We start from the raw sequence: 853 nt of genomic DNA on the forward strand, positions 1-853 counted from the left end.
TGATCGGCGTTCTTGAGGCGGCAGCCTTTGTGGTTTCTGATTGTGCCGTAAGGGCATGACTGTTGGGCCGAGGTCACTCGGTGCGCCGGGTCCACTGGCCGGTGGCTTTCTGGTTGTAGGTGCGTTCGGTCGGGCGTTCAGCTGGGTGCTGGGATGAGCCGGAGCCGGTCGATTGCTTCGGCGAGGAGTGCGGCCCAGGGCGCGTGGGAGGAGAGGTGCAGGCGGCGGGTCCGGCCGTGGTCAGCGATCCGGGCTGCGATCGAGAACAGCCTGAGCCTGAGTCGTTTGGGTTCCCACCGGCGTGCGGGTGGTCGACGAGGGCGAGCATCTGAAGCCAGGCGGTGAGCTCGACGGCCAGGGCCACGATCGCCAACCAGATCCGGTTCTGGTCGAAATCGTGCAGCGGGAGGTTGCGCAGGCCGGTGTCCTTGGCGATTCTGATGCGGTCCTCGCACCTCGCCCGGCGGCGGTGGCGCAGTTCCAGGTCTGCGAGTTGGCCGCTGGTCGTGTTGGTGGCGAACGCGGTGACTCTGTTGCCGTCGTGGTCGGTGATCCGCAACTGCGCGCCGGGGTGCGGTCGTTCTTTGCCGACGATTACGCGCATCCCGGCCGGCCACGATCCCAGGTTGAGCAGGCCGGTGGCCTCGGCGACGAACGCCCCGTCGCGGATCTGGCCGTCTCCGTCGTAGGCGGCCTGCCACAATTTCTCCTTGTCCAGCAGGGTCAACTCGGTCGTGAAGGTGTCGGGCAGGGTGAACCCGACCGAGTACTGGACGCGCTGCCCGGTCAGCCAGGACAGGAACTCATGGGTGCCGCCCGCGCCGTCGGCGCGGACCAGCACCGACCGTCCCGG

Annotated in this window: 1 pseudogene; it reads right to left on the bottom strand. The window is 67.9% G+C overall.

Features of this window, described 5'->3' with window-relative positions:
- Nucleotides 1–137 precede the first annotated feature (137 nt).
- A pseudogene (locus RM423_RS24945) lies at nt 138–853 on the bottom strand (IS1380 family transposase); the annotation flags it as partial.

Origin of the sequence: Jatrophihabitans lederbergiae, assembly GCF_031845305.1 — a bacterium.
In the GTDB taxonomy this organism is placed as follows: Bacteria; Actinomycetota; Actinomycetes; order Mycobacteriales; family Jatrophihabitantaceae; genus Jatrophihabitans_A; species Jatrophihabitans_A lederbergiae.